General features: G+C 70.4%; 19 protein-coding genes and 1 pseudogene. 8 read left to right on the top strand and 12 right to left on the bottom strand.

Going from position 1 to position 21,516, the window contains the following annotated elements; all coding sequences use genetic code 11:
• Window positions 1-17 precede the first annotated feature (17 nt).
• On the top strand, window positions 18-1,259 hold the full coding sequence (locus tag ACIBJG_RS11200; RefSeq protein WP_399306938.1) for a trans-sulfuration enzyme family protein: 1,242 nt from the start codon (window positions 18-20) through the stop codon (window positions 1,257-1,259).
• Here ACIBJG_RS11200 and ACIBJG_RS11195 read toward each other — a convergent pair.
• From ACIBJG_RS11195 to ACIBJG_RS11185, 3 genes are all read right to left on the bottom strand, one after another.
• The gene (locus tag ACIBJG_RS11195) at window positions 1,195-2,577 is read right to left on the bottom strand and encodes a GNAT family N-acetyltransferase (RefSeq protein WP_399306936.1); all 1,383 of its coding nucleotides are present in this window, start codon (window positions 2,575-2,577) and stop codon (window positions 1,195-1,197) included. The genes ACIBJG_RS11200 and ACIBJG_RS11195 overlap by 65 nt on opposite strands.
• A gap of 132 nt (window positions 2,578-2,709) precedes the next feature.
• Entirely contained in the window at window positions 2,710-4,290 is a 1,581-nt protein-coding gene (locus tag ACIBJG_RS11190; RefSeq protein WP_399306934.1) for an alkaline phosphatase D family protein, read from the bottom strand.
• 122 nt (window positions 4,291-4,412) lie between these two features.
• Window positions 4,413-5,870, bottom strand: a complete 1,458-nt coding sequence (locus ACIBJG_RS11185; RefSeq protein ID WP_399306931.1) for a PLP-dependent aminotransferase family protein — start codon at window positions 5,868-5,870, stop codon at window positions 4,413-4,415.
• Between the two features lie 2 nt (window positions 5,871-5,872).
• On the opposite strand from ACIBJG_RS11185, the pseudogene ACIBJG_RS11180 reads away from it, so the two are divergent.
• Window positions 5,873-6,766 (top strand): annotated as a pseudogene (locus ACIBJG_RS11180) (DMT family transporter); the annotation flags it as partial.
• Window positions 6,767-6,823: 57 nt separating this feature from the next.
• Here ACIBJG_RS11180 and ACIBJG_RS11175 read toward each other — a convergent pair.
• The gene (locus ACIBJG_RS11175; RefSeq protein ID WP_399306929.1) at window positions 6,824-7,657 is read right to left on the bottom strand and encodes an alpha/beta fold hydrolase; all 834 of its coding nucleotides are present in this window, start codon (window positions 7,655-7,657) and stop codon (window positions 6,824-6,826) included.
• Window positions 7,658-7,810: 153 nt separating this feature from the next.
• On the opposite strand from ACIBJG_RS11175, the gene ACIBJG_RS11170 reads away from it, so the two are divergent.
• Together ACIBJG_RS11170 and ACIBJG_RS11165 are read left to right on the top strand one after the other, a co-directional pair.
• Window positions 7,811-8,695, top strand: a complete 885-nt coding sequence (locus ACIBJG_RS11170; protein ID WP_399306926.1) for an RNA polymerase sigma-70 factor — start codon at window positions 7,811-7,813, stop codon at window positions 8,693-8,695.
• A 328-nt stretch (window positions 8,696-9,023) separates the two neighbouring features.
• Entirely contained in the window at window positions 9,024-9,797 is a 774-nt protein-coding gene (locus ACIBJG_RS11165; RefSeq protein ID WP_399306923.1) for a GntR family transcriptional regulator, read from the top strand.
• A gap of 68 nt (window positions 9,798-9,865) precedes the next feature.
• Here ACIBJG_RS11165 and ACIBJG_RS11160 read toward each other — a convergent pair whose 3' ends face one another.
• From ACIBJG_RS11160 to ACIBJG_RS11150, 3 genes are all read right to left on the bottom strand, one after another.
• Window positions 9,866-11,023 (bottom strand): ROK family transcriptional regulator, encoded by a 1,158-nt coding sequence (locus tag ACIBJG_RS11160; protein WP_399306921.1) that lies wholly within the window; start codon window positions 11,021-11,023, stop codon window positions 9,866-9,868.
• A gap of 99 nt (window positions 11,024-11,122) precedes the next feature.
• A complete protein-coding gene (locus ACIBJG_RS11155; protein ID WP_399306918.1) occupies window positions 11,123-11,773 on the bottom strand; it encodes a response regulator in 651 nt (216 codons plus the stop codon).
• Between the two features lie 4 nt (window positions 11,774-11,777).
• On the bottom strand, window positions 11,778-12,950 hold the full coding sequence (locus tag ACIBJG_RS11150; RefSeq protein WP_399306915.1) for a sensor histidine kinase: 1,173 nt from the start codon (window positions 12,948-12,950) through the stop codon (window positions 11,778-11,780).
• A 107-nt stretch (window positions 12,951-13,057) separates the two neighbouring features.
• Here ACIBJG_RS11150 and ACIBJG_RS11145 point away from each other — a divergent pair, with 107 nt between their 5' ends.
• The 4 genes from ACIBJG_RS11145 (at window position 13,058) to ACIBJG_RS11130 (ending at window position 15,594) form a co-directional block, all read left to right on the top strand.
• A complete protein-coding gene (locus ACIBJG_RS11145; protein WP_399306912.1) occupies window positions 13,058-14,011 on the top strand; it encodes an ABC transporter ATP-binding protein in 954 nt (317 codons plus the stop codon).
• A gap of 2 nt (window positions 14,012-14,013) precedes the next feature.
• Window positions 14,014-14,751, top strand: coding sequence for an ABC transporter permease (locus ACIBJG_RS11140; protein WP_399306909.1), 738 nt, complete (start codon window positions 14,014-14,016; stop codon window positions 14,749-14,751).
• Window positions 14,694-14,957 carry a TrmO family methyltransferase gene (locus tag ACIBJG_RS11135; protein ID WP_399306907.1) on the top strand — a complete coding sequence of 88 codons (264 nt, stop codon included), beginning with the start codon at window positions 14,694-14,696 and terminating at the stop codon, window positions 14,955-14,957. Before ACIBJG_RS11140 ends, ACIBJG_RS11135 begins: the two co-directional genes overlap by 58 nt.
• Window positions 14,958-15,156: 199 nt before the next feature.
• Window positions 15,157-15,594, top strand: a complete 438-nt coding sequence (locus tag ACIBJG_RS11130) for a hypothetical protein (protein WP_399306904.1) — start codon at window positions 15,157-15,159, stop codon at window positions 15,592-15,594.
• A 102-nt stretch (window positions 15,595-15,696) separates the two neighbouring features.
• On the opposite strand, the gene mug is transcribed toward ACIBJG_RS11130, so the two are convergent.
• The 5 genes from mug to ACIBJG_RS11105 form a co-directional block, all read right to left on the bottom strand.
• Window positions 15,697-16,260 (bottom strand): G/U mismatch-specific DNA glycosylase, encoded by a 564-nt coding sequence (gene mug, locus ACIBJG_RS11125; protein ID WP_399306901.1) that lies wholly within the window; start codon window positions 16,258-16,260, stop codon window positions 15,697-15,699.
• A gap of 19 nt (window positions 16,261-16,279) precedes the next feature.
• Complete coding sequence (gene purB / locus ACIBJG_RS11120; protein ID WP_399306899.1) at window positions 16,280-17,722, bottom strand: adenylosuccinate lyase; 1,443 nt, start codon at window positions 17,720-17,722, stop codon at window positions 16,280-16,282.
• Between the two features lie 309 nt (window positions 17,723-18,031).
• Window positions 18,032-18,874 carry an SGNH/GDSL hydrolase family protein gene (locus tag ACIBJG_RS11115; RefSeq protein WP_399306896.1) on the bottom strand — a complete coding sequence of 281 codons (843 nt, stop codon included), beginning with the start codon at window positions 18,872-18,874 and terminating at the stop codon, window positions 18,032-18,034.
• 136 nt (window positions 18,875-19,010) lie between these two features.
• Entirely contained in the window at window positions 19,011-20,030 is a 1,020-nt protein-coding gene (locus ACIBJG_RS11110) for a hemolysin family protein (protein ID WP_399306893.1), read from the bottom strand.
• Window positions 20,027-21,364 carry a hemolysin family protein gene (locus tag ACIBJG_RS11105; protein WP_399306889.1) on the bottom strand — a complete coding sequence of 446 codons (1,338 nt, stop codon included), beginning with the start codon at window positions 21,362-21,364 and terminating at the stop codon, window positions 20,027-20,029. Before ACIBJG_RS11105 ends, ACIBJG_RS11110 begins: the two co-directional genes overlap by 4 nt.
• Between the last annotated feature and the right edge of the window lie 152 nt (window positions 21,365-21,516).

The following is a 21,516-nucleotide window of genomic DNA, read 5'->3' as shown; positions in this document are numbered from 1 at the left end:
GTGTTCAGAGTAGGGGCATGGACACCGAATCCTCGATGGCGCCCCCGACGACACCCCCGTACCGGGCGCCGGCCACCGAAGCCGTGCACGCCGGACGCGACGACCTCGCGGCTCTCGGCCTGCACGCCCCGCCGATCGACCTGTCCACCACCTACCCCTCGTACGACTCCAGGGGCGAGGCGGAGCGGATCGACTCCTTCGCCGCCACCGGCGCCCGGCTCGACGGGCCACCCGTCTACGCACGGCTCGACAACCCGACCACCGCGCGTTTCGAGACGGCCCTGGCCCGGCTCGAAGGGACCGCGAGTGCCGTGGCGTTCGCCAGCGGGATGGCCGCGCTCACCGCCGTCCTGCTGGCCCGCGCGAGCATGGGCCTGCGCCATGTGGTGGCCGTCCGCCCGCTCTACGGATGCAGCGACCATCTCCTGGGTGCCGGGCTCCTCGGCACGGAGGTGACGTGGACGGACCCGGCGGGCATCGCCGAGGCGATCCGCCCCGACACGGGCCTGGTGATCGTCGAGACACCCGCCAATCCGACGCTCGCCGAGGTGGACATCCGCGCGGTCGCCCACTCCTGCGGCTCGGTGCCGCTGCTGGTCGACAACACCTTCGCCACTCCGATTCTCCAGCGGCCCGTCGAGCACGGGGCCCGGATCGTGCTGCACAGCGCGACGAAGTACCTGGGCGGCCACGGCGATGTGATGGGCGGCATCGTCGCCTGCGACGAGGAGTTCGCCGCCCGGCTGCGGCAGGTGCGCTTCGCTACCGGCGGGGTCCTCCACCCGATGGCGGGATATCTGCTGCTGCGTGGGCTCGCCACGCTGCCGGTGCGCGTCCGGGCCGCGTCGGCGAACGCCGCGGAACTCGCCCGCCGGCTCTCCGCCGACCCGCGGATCGCCCGTGTCCACTACCCGGAACTGGGCGGCGCGATGGTCTCCTTCGAGGTGTACGGGGACCCGCACCGGGTGATCGCCGCGGTACGGCTGATCACGCCCGCGGTCAGTCTCGGCAGTGTGGACACCCTGATCCAGCACCCGGCCTCCATCAGCCACCGCATCGTGGACGAGGGAGACCGGCAGTCCTCGGGGGTCGGCGACCGGCTGCTGCGCATGTCGGTCGGGCTGGAGGACGTCGAAGACCTCTGGGCCGATCTGTGCCAGGCGCTGAGCGGCGAGGAACCCGTACGCCAGGTGGTCAGCGCTCTGCCTGCTCGTACGGCGGCAGGGAGCGTACCGGAGTCGCGCCCAGCCGGGCGGTGATCACGAGCGTGCCCTCCTCGATCTGGTAGTCGAGCGGCAGCGAGAGTGCGCGCATGGCGGCGACCATCCCGGTGTTCGATGCCTGGGTGACGGCGTAGACGCTCTCGCAGCCCGCCTCGACGGCGAGCGCCACCAGGCGGCCCAGCAGCTCGGAGCCGATGCCGCGTCGCTGCCAGTCGTCCTCGACGAGCAGGGCGACCTCGGTCTCGTCGCCGTCCCAGAGGAGATGGCCGAGGGCCACCGTCCGGCCGGAGGCTGTCTGCACGGCGAGGGTGCGCCCGAAGCGCGGGCTCAGCAGGTGCTCGAGATAGCGGTCGGCATCGCGGACAGGTCCGTGGTAGCGCAGCCGCAGGGTCTGCTCCGAGCAGCGGTCGTGCATGGCCCTGGCCGCTTCGAGGTCGCCGCGGTCCGCCCGGCGCACGGTGATCGCGTTGCCCTCGGGAAGGGTGAGCACGTGCTCGCTGCGCGGAATGCGGGGGCCGAGCCGCGCATCGAGTTCGACCAGGGCGCGCGCCCTGGCGAACTCCGTGGGAGTGAAGGGGAGATAGGGGCGTTCGACGGTGATGACCCCGCCCGACGGATCGCGCAGCCGCATCACCGTCTCCTCCAGCACCCCTTCGACGGGTGCGGTCTCACCGGTGGCACGCCCGGAGATCGACACGGCGGGCAGCGAGTGGATGGTGCACCGGCCGAGCAGTTGACGCAGGGCGAGGGGGAGTTCGGCGGCGTCCAGGGCGGTACGGGTGGCGAGGCCGAGCACCCGGGTCGGGGCGTCCACCAGATCGTGGGCGTCGGCGCGCTCGATCCAGGTGGAGCTGCCACCGGCCTCGGAGATCGCCCGCGTCAGCTGCGCGGCCGGCAGCGTGGCGGGGGCGCGCAGCAGGAACTCGTCGACCGTGCCGTCCGCCAATGGGTGCGTCTGAAGGGTCAGGATGTCGATCCGGTGACGCGCCAGCACGATGCAGAGCGCGGCCAGGCTGCCGGGAGCGTCCCGGACGGTGGTCCGCATCCGCCAGAGCACCGTCCGGCCCGGTGCGGAGTCCAGCGACGGGGCGTCGCCGTGTACGGCCGGCTCGCTTTCGGCACCCGGCGGTGGCGCGTGACTGTGCCGGCGCGCCCACCAGGTGTGGAACGCGGCCGTGGCGGTGAGTGCCACGGCCGAGGCGATGAGCAGATACGGGCCGTCCGGCTGGTGTCCGATCAGGTTGGCGATCGCGTCGGCGACGGCGACCGCGGTGAACAGGGCGGCGAGTTCGATGAGGTCCCGCCGCCAGTGGTGGGGGCGGCGGGCACTCTTCGTGGAGGTCACATCAGTCATGGCTTCACTGTGACCGAGTGGTGTTGCCTGATCACGAACGCCTTGTGACCGATGGGTTAAGTGTGGTTCTAGTCTCCTATGGTCGGTTTTTGGCCGGTAGGCACGTCGCTTCTGAGTGGGGCCCGACCCGGCTCACTGATCCACGCGTCCCGGCTGGAGCACCTTGCTGAACAGGACGGATCCGCCCTGCTCGCGCAGGCGCACGGTCAACTCCCCGCTGTCGCCGTCGATGTCCACCTCGCCGAAGAGAGCTGGCGTCTCCATCGGCGACACGTTCGCCCGGTCGGGAGCCTGAACGAACACCTGAGCGGGGCCGAACGTGCCGTCGAGTGCGTTGGACGGGAACTGGCCGGCCGCCAGCGGGCCCGTGACGAATTCCCAGAAGGGCGCGAAATCCTTGAACGCCGCCCGCTCGGGGGCGTAATGCTGGGCGGAGGTGTAGTGCACGTCCGCTGTCAGCCATACCGTGCCGGTGATCCGTCGGTGCTTGATGAACCGCAGCAGTTCGGCGATCTGAAGCTCGCGGCCGAGCGGAGCCCCGGGATCGCCCTGCGCCACGGCCTCGAAGTTCGAGGTGCCGTCGGCGACGACCAGCCCGAGCGGCATGTCCGCGGCGATCACCTTCCACACCGCCCGGGACTTCGACAGCTCGCGCTTGAGCCAGGCAAGTTGCTCGGCACCGAGGATTCCGGTGGTTTCGTCGGGCTGCCGACCGGGGGAGTTGGCGTTGCGGAAGGTCCGCATGTCCAGGACGAACAGGTCGAGCAGCGGACCGTGCCGCACCACTCGGTGGACCCTGTCCCCGCCCGGGGAGCCGTGCAGGGTCGACACCGGGAAGTACTCGCCGAAAGCCCGCATCGAGCGCGCCGCCAGCACGTCCACGTTCTTCTCGGTGTACCGGACGTCATCGAGGATCTGCCCGGGATACCAGTTGTTGCGCACCTCGTGGTCGTCCCACTGAATCACCGAGGGCACCTGTGCGTTGAACCTGCGGAGGTTCTCGTCCAGCAGGTTGTAGCGGAAGTTCCCCCGGTACTCGGCGAGCGTCTCGGCGACCTTCGCCTTCTCCTCGGTGGTGACGTTGTGCCAGACACGCCCGTCGGGCAGCGCCACACTCGGCTCGATGACGCCGTCCGCGTAGATGTTGTCCCCGCTGCAGAGGAAGAAGTCGGGGTCGAGGCGGCGCATCTCGTCGTAGACCCGGTAGCCCCCGATGTCCGGGTTGATGCCCCAGCCCTGGCCCGCGATGTCGCCGGACCACAGGAAGCGCACACCGTCCCGCCGGCGGGCGGGGGCGGTCCGGAAGGTGCCGTACACCGGTTCGCCGGTGCGGCGGGGGTCGTCCGGGGCGGCGAGCGTCACCCGGTAGTGCACCTGCTCGCCGGGCGGCAGCCCGTACAGCGGCGTCGTTCCGGTGAAGTCCGTACCCGGACCCAGCAGCGGGCCGTGCCAGGTGCGGGCACGCCGGAACGACTCGGTCGCCGACGTCTCCACCACCATCCGGGCCGGCCGGTCGGAGCGAACCCACACCAGAGCGGAGGACGACGTGACATCGCCCACCTGCACACCCCAGGCCGCGTCCGGACGGCCGGACCGTGCGAAGGCCGGCGCCGCCGCGCCCACCACGGGGAGTGTGAGAGCGGCAGTGGCCACCAGCGAACCGCGCAGCACGGTACGGCGGTCGGGGGACGGGATTCGCGGACGGTGCGGCATCGAGGGGCCTCCGGCGGGTCGGGCGTACGGACTGCTGAGCGACCGGGCCACCCTCGCGTCCCACGGAGGCGGGCACACCAACGCGAGGTGAATACTCGGCCCCCGCCCTGACCGACTTTCGTTCAGCGGCCACCTTCCCAGCACGCGGCGAGCAGCCGGACACCCCGTGAGATGTCCGCCGGCGGCAGATGCGCGTACCCGATCACCAGGCCCACGTATCCGTCGGTGGACCGGGCGTCGCCGCAGTCGCTCAGGAGCCGAAGGGCGATCCCCGCCTCTGTCGCGCGGTGTATGAACTCCGCCTCGGGCCCGTACCGTTCGGGCAGCCGGGCGATGACGTGCAGTCCCGCCGCGATGCCGCTGACCTCGGTGCCGGGGAAGTGCTCGGCGAGCACCTTCGTCAGGACGTCACGGCGCTCCCGGTACGCGCGCTGGCAGCGGCGCAGCTGCCGGTCGTAGCCTCCCCGGACGATGAAGTCGGCCAGTACCGCCTGGTCGACGGCCGGGTTGCCCATGTCCATGGTCCGCTTGCGGTCGACGATCTCGTCCGTCATCGAAGCCGGTGCCAGCAGCCATCCCAGCCGCAGTCCGGGTGCAAGGGACTTGCTCACCGAGCCCGTGTACGCGACATGCTCGGGGTCCAGGCCCTGGAGGGCGCCGACCGGTGCGCGGTCGTAGCGGAAGTCGCCGTCGTAGTCGTCCTCCACGATGAGGCCGTCCGTCTCCCTCGCCCAGTCCAGGAGCCGGCTGCGACGGGCGGCGGAGTACGCGATTCCGGTCGGGAACTGATGGGCCGGCGTCGTCACGACGGCGCGCACACCGGAGCGCACGAGGGGCCCGACCGACAGCCCTTCGTCATCGAGCGGGAGCCGGGCCGTCGCAAGTCCCGCCGACGAGAAGAGCGCGGCGTGCTCGGGGCTCCCGGGATCCTCGACACCGACCGTGGTCAGCCCGCGTCCGTGCAGGACGAAGCCGAGCAGGGTGCTTGCCTGGGCGACGCCGGAGCAGACCAGCAGACGCTCCGGGTCGGCCACCACCCCCCGGCGCCGTGTGAGCAGCGCGGCCAGCGCGTCACGCAGTTCCGGCAGTCCGCGCGGGTCCGGATAGCCCAGTGCGCTGTGCGGCAGCCGGCCGAGCACCGAACGGTGGGTGGCGGCCCAGGCACTGCGCGGGAAGAGCGAGAGGTCCGGCGTGCCCGGCCGGAAGTCGATGCGTGTTCCGGGGGCGCGGGGAGCGAGATCGCGGGCACCGCCCTTGGCCGCCCGGACCGATCCGCTCACCCAGGTGCCCGCGCCGTGCCCGCTGCGTAGGTAGCTCTCCGCGGTCAGCTGTTCGTAGGCCTCGGTGACCAGCCCGCGCGAGACGCCGAGATCGACGGCGAGAGCACGGCTGGACGGGAGCCGTGTCCCCGGGGCCAGGCGGCCGGAACGGACAGCTTCGCGCAGCGCGGACTGCAGCGCCCGCCCGCGCCCACGGGCCGGAGCCGAAGCGGCCGGGAGGAGCAGCTCCCAGGCGGCCGAGACGGATTCCCGCGCACCGCCATCCGTACCGGGAGTGAAAGTGGTCCCCGAAGACGTCATAAATGTGGACCTTAAACCGGACCGCCCGGCCGCCTAGCGTCGAAGCCATGAATGTGACCTATCTGCGTGGCGCGTCTCTCGCCGCCTTCGCCTCCGTCCTCGTAGGTGCCTCCTTCACCGCCAACAGTGTCCTCGGCGACTATCCGTACGCCGGTGGGCAGGCGCTGCGCTACGGCCTCGCCGCCCTGCTGCTCCTGCCCCTGCTGAACCGGGCCGGTGAGCCCCGGCCGGCTGACGCGCTCCGTGGGCTCCGGCCCAGGCAGTGGGGCAGGCTCGCCCTGCTCGCCGCCGTGGGCATGGTCGGCTTCAACCTCGCCGTCCTGGCAGCCGAACGGTCCGCGGAGCCGGCTGTTCCGGGCGTGTTCGTCGGGTGCGCCCCGATCCTCGTGGCCGTTCTCGTGCCGCTGGCGGCCGGACGCAGGCCGACACGTGCCGTTCTCGGCGCCGCGGGGCTGGTCGCCGTCGGCGCGTTCACCGTGCAGGGCTGGGGACAGACGGACACGGCGGGCATCGTCTTCTCCGTCGGCGCGCTGGCCGGTGAGGTGGGCTTCGCGGTGATCGCGGTGCCGGTGCTGCGCCCGCTGGGGCCCAAGCTGCTGTCCGCCACGGTGTGCGCGATCGCCGCGACGGAGTCGACGGCCCTCGGCCTGCTGGTCGACGGCGCCGGATTCGTCCGTGTGCCCACGCCCGGCGAGGCGGCCGCGCTGCTCTGGCAGGCCGCAGTGGTCACCGTCATCGGCTTCGTCTGCTGGTACCGCGGGATGCAGCGCATCGGAGCGGAGCGCGCCACGCTGTTTCTCGGGCTGATTCCCGTCGCCGCCGCGCTCACCGCCCCGCTCGTCGGCTCCGGCTCGTACGGCCTCGCGCAGGCGGCGGGCAGCTGCCTGGTCGGGGCAGGGGTGGCGATCGGCTCGGGTGTCCTGAGCCGGCGGGGCCGCCAGCGGGCGGCGGATTCAGCGACTGGTGTCGAGGATCACCCGCGCCACCAGAGCCGGGTCGTCGTTCATCGGGACGTGGCCGCAGCCGGGAAGCCGGACCAGCCGGGCGCCGGGGACGGTGTGCTTGGCCCGGATGCCCTGGCGTCGCAGGAGGAGCCGGTCGTGGCCGCCCCAGGCAATGGTCACCGGTAGCCCCGGCACGTCGTCGGTGAACCGGACGTTCCGTCCGGCGGCCAGCGTCCGGTGGAAGCCGGTCGCCCGGCGCAGGGCAAGGGTCTCGGATACGGCGGCCTCCGGTGAGCGCCGCCCGGGCCTGGCGTAGATGGTGCTGGTCAGAACGGTGCGACCGGCAGCGGTGCGGGACAGCCGCTCGATGAGGGGCAGCGGCATCGACTTCGCCGCGAGCCGCATCGCGCGGAGCGTCCCGAACGCGTACCGGCGCTCGGGATCCGTCCAGAAGCCGGCCGGTGAGAGCGCGGTCACCGAGCGCGCGAGCTGCTCGCGGCCCAGCTCCAGCGCCAGCAGCCCGCCGAGCGAGTTCCCCGCGACGTGGGGGCGGTCCACCCCGATCGTCTCGCAGAAGGTCCCGAGCAGCGGTGCCACGGTCGTCAGGTCGTACGCGAGGTCGTCGGGCAGCCCGGGGGAGACGCCGAAACCGGGCAGGTCGATGGCGATGACGTCCCGTTCCGCGGCCAGGATCGATACGACCGGATCCCAGGCCTGCCGGTGGTGGCCGATGCCGTGGAGCAGCAGCAGCGGCTCGCCGGAACCCGACCGCTCGTAGGCCACGGACACGGTCCGCGGTCGTCCTCGGGGTGACTCGACGGTGAACGAGACCGTGGTGGCCATGGAGGGGCTCCCGGGTGATGCGACACGAGGGGTCCGTGTACGCAAGCGGCTTAGACATTCCGTCAACAACAATTACCGCCAGGTAGCTTGTAGTTCAAGAGGGTGGGGAAGGTGAACTGGACACCCTGCGACAGGTCGGCTGGGATGGGACGCGTGACAACCGAAACCGTGACCGACGTCTTCGAGGAGCACCGGCCCGTACTGATCGGGGTCGCCTACCGCATGCTCGGCCGGATCGCCGACGCCGAGGACGTGGTCCAGGAGGGCTGGCTCCGCTGGTCGGCCGCGTCGCGCGAGGATGTGCGTGAACCCCGCGCCTTCCTCGTCAGGATCGTCACCCGCCTCGCCATCGACCGGCTGCGACAGCTCGGGACCCGGCGTGAGGCGTACGTCGGACCATGGCTGCCGGAGCCCCTGGTCACCGACTTCGGGCCGACCGTGCCCGACACGGCGGAGCAGGCCGTACTCGCCGACACCGTCTCCGTCGCCGTACTCGTCGTCCTGGAATCCCTCTCCCCGCTGGAGCGCGCTGTCTTCGTCCTGCGTGAGGCCTTCGGCTTCCCCTATACGGAGATCGCCACGACGCTCGACAGGACCGAGGCGGCCGTACGTCAGCTCGCCGGGCGCGCCCGCCGTCATGTAGAGGAACGCAAGCCCCGTTACGACGTCGATCCCGCCCAGCGGCGCGACCTCACGGAGCGCTTCCTCGCCGCAGCCGCCGGCGGTGACATCGACGCGCTGCTCGCCCTGCTCGCCCCCGACGTGCGGCTCGTCGGCGACAGCGGCGGGAAGTCGAAGGCGCCGCTGCGGATCCTGGAGAGCGCGGACAAGGTCGGCCGGTTCCTCTTCGCCGTCGCGCACGGTCAGGTTCCCGACCTGGAGATCCGCTTCCTGGAGCTGAACGGCGGCCCGGCGGTGCTGATGCTTTCCGGCGGCAAGACGGACTCCGTGTTCCAGGTGGATGTGCGCGACGGAGTCATTCAATGCGTATATATCATTCGCAATCCTGACAAACTCACCATGTTGACCGGCGAATAATCGGCCGGAGTCGATCGGCCGGAGTCGATCGACCGACTCGATCAGTCGACTTGCCCGGACACTGTGGCCGGCCGCCGCGGCCGGCTCTCGCCGAGCCATCTGCCGAAGCCCCGCGTACCCCGCCCGGACGTGGGTTTTTCTACTGTCCTCGGCCCGCCTTCCGCGAACGTCCTGTGAACGCTGCGCGGCGGATCGCCTGTTCGCGGCCCTGTGGCCCGAGGATTGGTCTTGACCAAGGGGGTGTGCCGTCCTATGGTCTCAACGTTAAGACAGGAACCTTTAATAAATAACGTCGCGGAAAAGCCGCTGGGCGATTGCGGAGGACAGGGTGGGGACCACGCAGCTGGAATCGGTGCAGGAGCCGAAGTACTGGCACCTCAAGACCGTGCTCAGTGAGGCACTCGACTCGGACTTTGCGGTGGGGGAGATCCTTCCCAACGAGCGTGAGCTCGCCGCCCGGTTCGGTGTCGCCCGGGCCACGCTCCGGCAGGCCCTGGAACAGCTCGAACTCGAAGGCAGGCTGCAGCGCCGCCGCGGAGTGGGCACTACCGTCGCCCCGCCGCGCGTGGGAGTAGCCGTCTCCACTGCGCAGCACGACTGGACCGGTGGCGGTGCGGGCGAGGCCTGGCAGTCGGTGGACTGCCGGACGGCAGCCGCACCCGCCGCCGTGGCCGGCATGCTCGACATGGCCGGTGACGAGCCCGTCCACATCGTGCGCAGGATCCGCCTCACCCACGGGCAGGCCGTTGCGGCGGAGCTGCTGTACGTGCCGGCGGCCTCCGTTCCGGACCTCTCGGCGATAGAGGCCCCGTCGGGTCCCGCCAGGGCCCGCAGCGTCGTGCGTGAACTGCACCGGCTCGGCCTCGACGGGCAGGACCGTTCCGTGGAGCTGGGTTCGGCGCGCGCGGACGATGCCAAGGAGCTCGACCGGCTCCCCGGCGCCCCCGTTCTCGTCGTGACGACCCGTTACCTCGCGGTCGGCGGCACAGCGGCCGTCTCCGTAGCCACGTACCGGGCCGACACCTGCCGCCTCACCTTCGGCGACTCGGGCGACCTGGAGATCAGCCACCAGGACCAGGAGCAGCCCCGCCAGGCATCCTGACCGGGTGACCGGGTGACCGGGTGACCGGGTGACCGTGCGCCCGGCGCGCAGCGCACGGCCCGTCGCTCTCAGCGGCGGGCCGTCACCGTTCCCTCCACGGCGAAGAGCTGCTCCTCGACGTGGTCGAGCGCCAACCTCAGTGCACCTGTGGCCACGGCGGCCTCGCCGAGCAGGGAAAGGGTCACCCGAGGGGGCCGCAGGCAGTACCGGGCCAGTTCACCGCGGAGCGGATCCAGCACCCCGTCCAGTCCGGCTGCCCAGCCGCCGATGACCACCAGCTCCGGATCGAGCGCCAGCACCAGCGCCGCCACGTCATGGACCAGGCGCTGAATGAACCGTTCGACAGCCGCCTGCGCTTGCTTGTCGCCGTGCCGCGCCTTGGCGAAGACCGCGGCGACCGCATGTTCGTCGAGCGGGTCCAGGGGCGTGTCCGTCGTGGACAACAGCCTCTCCGGCGTGACATCGCGGCCCAGGAGATGCAGCGCGCCGATCTCGCCGGCCGCCCCGCCGAAACCGCGGTGCAGCCGCCCACCGATCAGCGAACCCGCCCCCGGGCTCAGGCCCGCCAGTACGAACACGATGTCGTCGGACTCCGTGGCCGCACCCTTCCAGTGCTCCGCGACGGCCGCCGCGTTCGCGTCGTTCTCCACGAGAACGGGGCAGCGGAACGAGCGCCTCAGACGCTCACCGAGCGCCAGCCCCGTCCAGTCCGGAAGAGCGGTTCCCAGCCGGACGGTGCCGTCGGCCTCCACGATGCCGGGGCTGCCCACACCGACCGCCCGCAGACTGCTGCGGGCCACGCCCGTCCGCCGGAGGACGTCGGCGACCACGGTCCGCACCTTGTCGAGGCGGTCGTCCGCGCAGGCGGTCTCCGACACCTCGCGCGAGCCCGCTCCGATGATCCGGCCGTCCAGCCCCGACAACAACGCCGAGACCCGGTGCGGGCCGATCTCGATGCCCAGGAGGTGCCCCGCCTCTGCCCGGAACCGGAACCGGCGGGCCGGACGCCCCTGACGCCGCGCCTCGGCACCGTCCGGAGCCGACTCGACGACCAGCCCGGCCTCGAACAGCCCCTCCACGACGCCCTCGACCGTGGGCCGGGACAGACCCGTGATCCGGGTCAGGTCCGTGAGGGTCGGGGATTCCGCACCTCGGAGGGCGTGCAGCACCACCGCGGAATTGATCCGACGCAGCAACGACGGGTCCCCACCGGTTAGCCGGCCCACGGTGTGTCCTCCCAGCTCGTGCGCATGTCAGGCGGATCGTACTCGCTGCTCAGGGGCTGAGCGACCGTGGGCGGCAAGGCCGTCCGGGAACACCCGGTATCAGCTCGGAGCGACGAATCCGGACTCGTACGCGGCGATGACCGCCTGGGTGCGGTCCCGGGCGCCCAACTTCGCCAGCACGGCGCTGACATGCGACTTCACCGTCTCGATGCCCACCACGAGCCGGGCCGCGATCTCGGCATTGGACAGACCCCGGGCCATCAGACGTAGCACGGCCGACTCGCGCTCGGTGAGGGAAGCCCGCTCCATGGCCTCCCGCGCCTTGCTCGTACCGTACTCGGCGGCGAGCTTCCGGACCGCGGCCGGAAACAGGAGGGACTCGCCCTCCGCCACCAGCCGCACCGCGTGCACGATCTCGGCCGGCCGGGCCCGCTTGAGGAGAAAGCCGTCCGCGCCGGCCCGCAACGCCTCGTAGACGTACTCGTCGTTCTCGAAGGTCGTCACCACCAGGATCTTCGGTGGATCCGGCACCGTGCGCAGCACCACCCGAGTCGCCTCGATGCCGTCCATCAGTGGCATTCGGACGTCCATCGCCACCACATCAGGGCGCAGCTGACGCACCAACGGGATCACCGCGGCGCCGTCACCCGCCTCACCCACCACCTCGATGTCGGGCTGGGCTTCCAGGACCGCGCGCAGTCCGGCGCGGACCAGGGGTTCGTCGTCGACGAGAAGAACGGTAACCGGCATCCGGTCAGCGTATGTGCTCCAGCGGAAGGCTCGCGTGCACCATCCATTCCCCCTCGTACGGTCCCGTCCTGGCGCTGCCGCCCAGCAGCGCGGCTCTTTCCCTGATGCCTCTCAGCCCGCTTCCGCCCCCAGTGGTATCGGTCGAACCCGTGAGCGGATTTGTCACCTTCAGCTCGAGCCGGCCGTCGGCGATGGTGATGCGGACCCGGACCGCAATCGATTCGGAATGACGCAGGACGTTGGTGAGGGCCTCCTGGAGGATGCGGTAGCCCTCGCGGGACACCGACGCCGGTACCTGTTCCAGCGGACCGGACACATCCGCGTCCACTTGGGCCCCGGAGCCGCGCGCGGAGTCCAGCAGACGGTTCGCCTCGCTCAGCGACGGCCGCTGCCCGGACGGCGTGCCCGATTCGCGCAGCACTCTCAGCACCCGCTCCAGGTCGTCCAGCGCATCGCGGCCCGTCTCCTCGATCGCCACCAACGCCCGCTCGGTGAACTCCGGGTCGTGTGCCGCCCGGGCCGCACCCGCCTGAACGACGGCGACCGTCAGGGCATGTCCGATCGAGTCGTGCAGTTCGCGCGCGATCCGGTTGCGCTCGAGCAACTGCTCGGTACGCTCCTCCAAGGCGGTCATCCGCTGCTTCGGGGTCGGTCCGAGCAGCCACCGGGCAGCAGCTGTGATCAGCTCCCCGCACCCCACGACGACGGCGAGCAGCATCGCCAGCGGAACCGGGGCGAGCAGGGCGGCCCACCAATGCGTGCCCAGCCCGGCGGCGAACCATTCGGCGCTCGGCTGCGAACCCGCCGCGGAGCGGATGAGGTCGACCGTCGTGGCCGACAGCCACACCGTCGCCATGCCGGCCAGCCCGGCGCAGACCAGCCGCACCTCCAGCCAGAGCGAGGTCCGCCACCGCTCGGACCACGATGTGGAGGGGGACGCCGAAATAGTTGCCTCGCGGGCTCCCCGCTCCTCGGGTGTGAGGAGCAGTTGCGCCTGGACCCCCTCGGCAAGGCGCATACCGGGAATCAGTCCCACCAGGGCCGCGAGGACGACGGGCACCCAAGGTGTGTCCGTCGAGATGAACAGCCAGACACTCACGACGGCGCCGGGCAGCAGCAGATGCAGCCACCGGGTGTAGGTGACCGGCATGGCCAACGGGCGGAGAAAGCTGAACATGCTGCCATCGTGCCAGCGAGATCGGCGCGGCGGCTCCCCCGAGCGAGGGAGATGATCCACACCGGCGGGGGAGGACCGCCGGCCGGCCCGGCGGCCAGGCTGAGGACATGACCAGTATCGACGTCAACGAGCTCACGAAGGACTATGGCTCGACCCGGGCCGTGGACCGTCTCACGTTCAGCGTGCGGCCCGGCCGGGTCACCGGCTTCCTCGGGCCGAACGGGGCGGGCAAGTCCACCACCATGCGCCTGGTCCTCGGCCTGGACCGGCCCACCGGCGGAACCGCCACCATCGGCGGGCAGGCCTACGCGGCTCTGCATGATCCGCTTCGCCGCGTCGGGGTGCTGCTCGATGCGCAGGCCGCCCACGGCTCGCGGACGGCGCGCAACCACCTGCTCGCGCTGGCCACGAGTAACGGTATGAGCGGGACAAGAGTCGAGGAAGTGCTTGAGGAGGCCGGACTCGCTCACGTCGGGGGGCGCCGGATCAAGACGTTCTCCCTCGGTATGCGCCAGCGACTCGGCATAGCGGCGGCACTGCTCGGTGACCCGGCGGTGGTCATGCTCGACGAGCCGTCGAACGGGCTGGATCCGGAAGGCATCATCTGGATCCGGGAGCTGATGAAACGGCTGGCACGGGAGGGCCGCACCGTACTGGTATCGAGCCATCTGATGAACGAGACATCGTCGTTCGCCGACCATCTGATCGTCCTCGGGCGGGGCCGACTGCTTGTCGACCTCCCGATGCGGGAGTTCCTCGACTCCCGTAGCCGGCCCCGGGTGCGAGTGCGAGTCCATACGCCTGAATCACCCCGGCTCGGTGAGGCCCTGACACGCAAGGGGTACCGGGCCGAGCAGGGCGAGGACGGGGGCTGGACAGTCGAAGGGGCGAGAGCGGACGAGATCGGGGCACTTGCCGCCGCCGAAGGCCTTCCGGTCCTTCAGCTCATGGACGAGCAGACCACGCTTGAACAGGCCTACCTGGATCTCACCGCCGGAGCGGCGGAGTTCGAGTCCGCTGCCTCCGCCCCCACTCTCGCCCCCACCCGACAGGAGGCCTGACCATGTCCACCATCGCAGTCCTGCGTTCCGAGTGGATCAAGATCAGATCGGTGCGGTCCGTCGTCGGGTCCCTGACGGCCGTATTCGTCGCCACCATGGCCGTCACTGTGCTCAGCTTCGCGACCGTCGGCCAGGCCGAGGCGGACAACACGGATGCGGATCTCGTCTTCGGTGCCTTCTACGCGCTGAACTTCGGACAGATCGCGGCCATAAGCTTCGGAGCCACAGCGATCTCGTCCGAGTACGTCAACGGTGCGCTGCGCATGTCGCTGGCCGCCGTCCCGCGCCGCAACCTCTTCTACACAGTCAAGATGGCGCTCATCGGGGCAACCGCCCTTGCCATAGGGCTTGTCACCAGCTTCAGCTCGTTTCTGGTCGGGCAGCTGTTCATGGGGGAGTACGCCGTCGGGCTGGGAGAACCGGGTGCGCTGAGGGCCGCTGTCGGCAGCGGCATATATCTCGCTCTCATGACCCTCCTCGCTGCCGGGCTGACCTTCCTGTTCCGCAGCGCGGTCGCCGTACTCAGCCTGCTCATCCCCTTCATTCTGATCGTCTCGTTCGTCGTCGGCGACGTCGCAGGCGGCGCGGCCGACTATCTTCCTGACCGGGCCGGACAGTTGGTGCTGCACCAGCATCCGGAAGGCGGCATCGACCCCTGGACAGGGCTGGCGGTCACCGCGGCATGGGCAGGGGCGTCGTTGCTGGCCGGATGGTGGGAACTGCGACGCAGGGATGCCTAGGACACGCACCGGGACCGAACCGCATCGGAGTCACGTGCTGCACCATCGAGTCCGTCCACGGCCGCGAACTGACGGTGGTGGGTCTTGACGCGGTCTCTGGCAAGCCGGTCATCGACGTGAAGTCGACGATGGTGGAGTTCCGCGCGGAGAACATCAAGCAGCCGGAATGGGTCAGCGACCTGATGTCGGAGTACTTCCAGCCGTAGGCAGAGGCAGAGGCAGAGGCAGAGGCAGAGGCAGAGGCAGAGGCAGAGACAGAAGCGGAAGCAGAAGCGGGAACGGGCCCGGCTCGGACCCGGCAATGGAGCCGGGCCGGTGGCGGAACCGGTGGCGGAGGGTGGCTGAAACCCCCTCAAAGCGCTGGGCGAGGGCCCGGTTGTCAGTGCCGGACGGTTTACTGACGGCATGACCACCGCACATCACCTCCGCTTCATCGACGGGATGCGCACCCGAGAGTTCCCCGCGGATCGCATCCGATCGGGTTCGGGAGTCAGCGGTCCCGGCTACCACACGGCGTCCCTGCGCGCCGAAGACGAGTACGGGGACGACGACGAGGCGGAGCGGCTTGAGTACCGTGCGCAGTGTCTCGCCGAGCACGACGCTCTCGTTACAGTGCTCGGCGCTCGCTGGGGCGACCCGCAGCTGATCAGCCTGTGGAGCGCCCAGGAGCGAATGATGTCGGGTGAGGAGATACCCGACCCATGGGCCGAGACCGTTGCGGGGTGCGAGTATCTCCGGCTCTGGCACATAGAGAATCGGTGGATCGCCCTGGCGCTGTACCTGGAGGAGGAGGGCCTCGGCTGTGAGCTCAATGTGGTGGTGACCGAGATCGACCCTCCGTGAACGAGGAGGCCGACGCGTTCGCCGGTCCCAGGACCAGGGGTTGAGACCGGAGCCGTGACGGCCTGGCGGTCCGGCGTGCTGTCGGACGGGCCAGTGCTGTCGTCAGGCCTCAGCGGCGGGGACCGTGGTGTCCGAGTCGACGGCTGCCCGCAGACGTCCGTACTCGTCCGCCATGGAACTCACGGTCCAGTGGGCGTTCAGGCCGCTGGGGTTCGGCAGCGCCCAGACGCGGGCCCCGCCGATCCGCCGGTCCTGGGGCCCGACGCGGGCCTGACGCTCACCGAAAGCCGTTCGGTACGCCGTGATTCCGACGACGGCCAGCCACTGCGGCCGCAGTTCCTCGACCTTCGAGGCGAGAAGCCGGCCCCCGGCACGGAATTCCTCGGCGGACAGTTCATCGGCCCGGGCAGTGGCCCTGGCGACCACATTGGTGATGCCCAGGCCGTGGCGTAGCAGTTCGGACTGCTCACACGGCTTCAGCTGCCGCGGGGTGAATCCCGACCGGTGGAGCACCGGCCAGAAACGATTACCGGGAAAGGCGAAGTGATGACCCGTGGCACCTGTCATCAAGCTCGGGTTGATTCCGCAGAACAGCACGCGCAGGCCGCCCGCGACCACATCGGGAACAATGCGGTCACGGGCGGCCAGGAGCTCTTCGGGTGTCATCGCCCGGTGGCCCGGCGCATCAGAGGATCGAGCCCGGCGTGTAACCGGCTGCCTCCGGGTGCTGCTTGGTGATCTCCTCGATCCGGGTGACCAGTGCGGTGACCTGGTCACCCGCCGCTCCCGTGAAGGAAAGCTTGTCGGCCATGAGTTCGTCCAACTGCGCGCGGTCCAGCGGGATGCGGTCGTCAGCCGCCAGCTTGTCCAGCAGCTCGTTGCGCTCCGTGCCCTGCTCACGCATGGCGAGAGCGGACGCGACCGCGTTCTCCTTGATGGCCTCGTGCGCGACCTCACGGCCGACACCGGCGCGAACCGCGCCCATCAGCACCTTGGTCGTGGCGAGGAAGGGCAGGTAGCGGTCGAGCTCGCGGGCGACGACGGCGGGGAACGCACCGAACTCGTCGAGCACCGTCAGGAAGGTCTCCACCAGACCGTCGAATGCGAAGAAGGCGTCCGGCAGCGCCACCCGGCGGACCACGGAGCAGGACACGTCGCCCTCGTTCCACTGGTCGCCCGCCAGCTCGCCGGTCATCGACGCGTAACCTCGGAGAATCACCATCAGGCCGTTGACGCGCTCGCAGGAGCGGGTGTTCATCTTGTGCGGCATGGCGGACGAGCCGACCTGGCCCGGCTTGAAGCCCTCGGTCACCAGCTCGTGGCCGGCCATCAGCCGGATGGTCTTCGCTACGGAGGAAGGGGCTGCGGCGAGCTGCACCAGGGCGGTCACCACGTCGTAGTCGAGCGAGCGCGGGTAGACCTGGCCGACCGACGTGAAGGCCTGCGCGAAGCCGAGGTGTCCAGCGATGCGCTGCTCCAGCTCGGCGAGCTTCCCGGCATCTCCGCCCAGCAGGTCGAGCATGTCCTGGGCGGTGCCGACGGGGCCCTTGATTCCGCGGAGCGGGTAGCGGCCCAGCAGGTCCTCGAGCCGCCCGTAGGCCACCAGCAGCTCGTCCGCCGCGGTGGCGAAGCGCTTGCCCAGCGTCGTGGCCTGCGCGGCGACATTGTGGGACCGGCCGGCGATGACCAGTTCGCGGTACTCAGCGGCGAGCCTGCCGAGCCGGGCCAGGACCGCCACCGTGCGGTCGCGCATCAGTTCCAGCGACAGCCGGATCTGGAGCTGTTCGACGTTCTCGGTCAGGTCCCGGGAGGTCATTCCCTTGTGGACCTGCTCGTGGCCGGCGAGGGCGTTGAACTCCTCGATGCGGGCCTTGACGTCGTGCCGCGTCACCTTCTCGCGCTCGGCGATCGAGGCCAGGTCGACCTGGTCGAGGACGCGCTCGTAATCGGCGATGGCCGCGTCGGGTACCTCGATCCCGAGGTCCTTCTGGGCGCGCAGCACCGCCAGCCACAGCTGACGTTCCAGTTTCACCTTCTGCTCGGGGGACCAGAGGACAGCCAGCTCCGTAGAGGCGTAGCGGCCGGCCAGGACATTGGGGATGCGAGGCTTCGCAGACACAGCAGTCACGTGTCCAGATTCTACTGGCGGTTTATGCAGGTCGGCGCCGCCCCCGGTTTGTGCGTTGCTACGAGGGCCAGTGAGTGCGCCAGGCCGAGCCCGAGCCCGAGCCCGAGCCTGAGTGCGACTGCGACTGCGACTGCGACTGCGACTGCGAGCCCGAGCCCGAGCCCGAGCCCGAGCCTGAGTGCGACTGCGACTGCGACTGCGACTGCGAGCCCGAGCCCGGGCCCGAGCGCTGGGACCGAGCCGGAGCCGGAGCCGGAGCCGGAGACGGCGGCGGCTCGGGCGGGCGTGCAGCGGTGTCCTGGGGGCCGGCTACTCGGCCGCGTCCACCCGTCGCCACGTGGCGACGGGGCCCGGGGCCGCGGCGTCCACGGGTGTGACCCAGAAGCCCTGCCCCAGTTCGGAGCTGAACTGCGCTCCCGCACGGCCGTCGCCCGAGGAGCGCCCGGTCAGTCGCCGTCCTATCCAGGGAAACAGGTGCCGGCGGGCAAAGCGCACGTCGTCGACGCGCCGCGTGGACCAGCGCGGTGGCGCGGCGGTGGACAACAGGGTCTGCCAGTCGCTCTCCGGCGGAAGTCCCAGCGTCTGCCAGACAGCCTCCGCAACCCTGCGATGACCCTCGTCGGTCAGGTGCAGCCGATCGACGTCCCACATCCTGGGGTCGCCCAGTACCGGTGCTCCGTACAGGTCTGCGACCTCAGCACCGTGCCTGGCGGCCAGGTCGTCGACCAGGGAGAACAGCTCTTCCATCCGTGGCCGGAAGCGTTCCATCACCGGTCCGTTGCGACCGGGGCTGCGCATCAGGACCAGCTTCTTGCACGAGGGCGCGAGACGTTCCACGGCCTCCTCCAGCCGGCCGCGAACCATGCCCATGTCGCACTTGGGGCGCAGCGTGTCGTTGAGGCCGCCCACCAGCGTCACCACGTCCGCCTGCATGGCTGCCGCCACGTCCACCTGCTCGTCCACGATCTGGCCGATGAGCTTTCCGCGCACGGCGAGATTGGCGTACCGGAATCCGGGGGTGCGGGTGGCCAGCCGGGTGGCGAGAACGTCGGCCCAGCCCCGGTACGAACCATCGGGCAGCAGATCCGACATGCCCTCGGTGAACGAATCGCCTACCGCGACGAGACTGGTGTATTCAGCATTGATTTCCATGGCCCTGCGATCGTATCGCGGCGCGGGCGGGCCAGGCGGGCCCCTTTTGGAGGCGGCGGCATGCCCTCCCCGCGTCGGAGCGAGCGCGGTCCCGCACCCCGGAAGGGGCGCGGGACCGTGGGCCCCGGAGGACGGGTCAGCGCGACTGGGGCCGGCCCACCAGCTCGCGCAGGACGTCCTCCATCGTGACCATCCCGGCCAGCCGGTCGTCCTCGTCGAGGACCGCCGCCAGATGCGTGCGGCTGCGCCGGAGAGCGGTCAGCACGTCGTCGAGCGGTGTCTCCGCCCGAACCCGGGCGATCGGCCGCATCGCGGTCACCGGGAACGGCATGTCGCGTGGTGTGACGTCGAGGGCGTCCTTCACGTGGAGGTAGCCCAGGATCCGCTGCTCACTGTCCATCACCGGAAAACGCGAGAACCCGGTCTCGGACGAGAGCCGCTCCAGCTCCTCGGGCGTCGTCCCGACCCTCGTGTACATCACCTGGTCCACCGGCAGCACCACATCGCGTACCGGTCTGCGACCCAGCTCCAGCGCATGGTGCAGTCGCTCGGCGGCACGGTCGTCGACCAGTCCGGCGTCGCCCGCGTCCTTGACGAGCCGGGCCAGCTCGTCGTCCGAGAACGTGGCCGACACCTCGTCCTTCGTCTCCACCCGCAACAGCTTCAGCAGCGCGTTGGCGAAGGCGTTGATCGCGAAGATCACCGGACGCAGCGCCCGGGCCAGGGCCACCAGCGGCGGCCCGAGCAGCAGTGCGGTCTTCACCGGCTCGGCCAGTGCGATGTTCTTCGGCACCATTTCGCCGAGCAGCATGTGGAGGTAGGTCGCCACCGACAGTGCGATGACGAACGAGATCGGATGGACCAGTCCGTGCGGCACTCCCACGGTGTCGAAGACGGGCTCCAGCAGATGCGCGATGGCGGGTTCGGCGACGATACCCAGGACCAGGGTGCACAGCGTGATGCCCAGCTGCGCCGCCGCGAGCAGCGCCGAGACGTGTTCGAGACCCCAGATGACGCTGCGCGCCCGCCGGTTCCCGTCCTCGGCCTGCGGTTCGATCTGGCTGCGCCGTACGGAGATGAGAGCGAACTCCGCACCGACGAAGAAGGCGTTCACCACCAGGGTCAGCAGGCCGATGAAGAGCTGTACGGCGGTCATCGCTCGTCCTCCGGCGCATCGTCGGAACCTGGCAGCGGTGCGTGCAGCAGCGCCCGGGCGGCGCGCCGTCCCGAGGCGTCCACGACGTCGAGGCGCCAGCCGGCCAGCTCGATGGAGTCACCCACGGCGGGGATGCGGCCCACCTCCGTGGCGATCAGTCCGGCGAGGGTCTCGTACGGTCCGTCCGGCACTCTCAGTCCGATCGTCTCCAGCTGGTCGGTGCGGGCCGCGCCGTCGGCCGACCACAGTGTGCGTCCGTCGGCGTCCTCGCCCGCCGGTGCGAGGTCTGGTGTCTCGTGCGGGTCGTGCTCGTCCCGCACCTCGCCGACCACCTCCTCGACGATGTCTTCCAGCGTCACGACGCCGGCCGTGCCGCCGTACTCGTCGATGACGACCGCCATCGCGAGTTTGCCGGAGAGCCGGTCCAGCAGCCGGTCCACGGTCAGGGTCTCGGGCACGAGCAGCGGCTCGCGCAGCATGTCCGAGATCCGCTTGCGCGGGCGCTGCTCGGCGGGGATCGCCAGCACGTCCTTGATGTGGGCGACACCGACGACGGTGTCGAGGCTGCCCCGGTACACGGGGAACCGTGACAGTCCTGTGGCCCGGGTGGCGTTGGCGACGTCCTCGGCGGTCGCCTTCACGTCCAGCGCGGTGACCTGCACCCGGGGAGTCATCACGTTCTCCGCAGTCAGCTCCGCCAGATTGAGGGTGCGCACGAAGAGCTCCGCCGTGTCGGCCTCCAGGGCGCCGGCCTTGGCCGAGTGCCGGGCCAGTGCCACCAGCTCCTGCGGGCTGCGGGCGGTTGCCAGTTCCTCGGCCGGTTCGAGCCCGAAGCGGCGCACGATGTGGTTGGCCGTGTTGTTGAGGTGGCTGATGAAGGGCCGGAAGAGTGCGGTGAAGGCGCGCTGTGGGGTGGCCACGGTCTTCGCCACGGCGAGCGGCGAGGAGATGGCCCAGTTCTTGGGGACCAGCTCGCCGACCACCATGAGGAACACGGTGGACAGGGCCGTGCCGATGACCAGGGCCACGGACGACGACACGCCGGGCGACAGTCCGACCGCCTCGACCGGGCCGCGGATCAGCTTCGCGATGGATGACTCGGAGAGCATGCCGACGACCAGGTTGGTGACGGTGATGCCCAGCTGCGCCCCGGAGAGCTGGAAGGTGAGGCTGCGTACCGCCTTCATCGCGCTCGCGGCGCCGCGCTCCTCCCGCTCCACAGCGCGTTCGAGCTGGCCGCGTTCGACCGTGGTCAGGGAGAACTCCGCCGCGACGAAGGCGCCGCAGGCAAGGGAGAGCAGTACCGCCACGAGCAGCAGAAGCACTTCGGTCATCGGTTCACCTCCGTCCCATGATCGGGCAGGGACAGGAGGATCGCGCGATCTCGGCGATATCGGCTACTGGGAGGCTCGCCCATGGGCGGACGCTCACACCTTTCATAAGGATCGACGGGGAGCACCCATAGTAAAGGATCAGCAAAGTGGCG

This window comes from Streptomyces sp. NPDC050422 (assembly GCF_044458665.1).
In the GTDB taxonomy this organism is placed as follows: domain Bacteria; phylum Actinomycetota; class Actinomycetes; order Streptomycetales; family Streptomycetaceae; genus Streptomyces.
Note: the sequence above shows the minus strand (reverse complement) of the source record. Positions and strands in the feature narration are given on the sequence as shown.